Raw genomic sequence first — 670 nt, forward strand, 5'->3', positions numbered from 1 at the left:
AGCCTTGAAGATGCGCTCGAGACCAAATTCCATCCCGATTTCCACGCCTTCTTCGAAAGCTACTGGGCGAACGGAATGCGTGTAGAGCACCCTTTAGTTGATTTTGCGTTAATACAAACGTGGAACGAAGAAGATCAGGAGCGTCTAAAAGAAAATATACTCGGACACTGTTTCGCGAAGCTTAAGAACAAACAGAGCTTAACGCTATTTATCGGCTGCACCGACAGCAATGAAGTTGTAAGTATTGAAAATCATAGCGGGAAAGTCATTTTAGAGCGCCCAGGTCGAAAAGATTATAAAGAGTTGGCTGACAACCTTGAAAGTTTCTTGCTAGCCCTCAACCCTACAGCACTCGAGTACAACTAAGGCGCCTTCATGTTAAGCCATGCTTCTTAGTAGCGCGGGAGCTTAACATTTTCAAACATTTCTTGAACGTCCTGACGATGCATATGGCGGTAGCATGCTTCCTCGACAACCTTCTGAGTAAGATGAGGTGCAAACTGTTGTAGGAACTCATACATAAAGCCGCGCATAAAGGTCCCCTTCCTGAATCCGATATTGGTAACACTTGCCTCAAACAGTCGGTCGGTATCAATCGCAGTCAAGCCGACATCTTTTTGAGTGTCGTAAGCCATGGATGCTACGATCCCGATACCCAAACCGAGTTTCA

The 670-nt window shown here is 45.7% G+C and carries 1 protein-coding gene and 1 pseudogene; one reads left to right on the forward strand and one right to left on the reverse strand.

Annotation, left to right across the window (positions count from 1 at the left end; all coding sequences use genetic code 11):
• On the forward strand, positions 1–366 hold a 366-nt coding region (locus A3756_RS24515), incomplete at its 5' end, for a SecY-interacting protein Syd (protein WP_197481526.1).
• A gap of 26 nt (positions 367–392) precedes the next feature.
• Here A3756_RS24515 and cysB read toward each other — a convergent pair.
• Positions 393–670, reverse strand: a pseudogene (cysB, locus tag A3756_RS24520) (HTH-type transcriptional regulator CysB); the annotation flags it as partial.

This window comes from Oleiphilus sp. HI0086 (assembly GCF_001635225.1).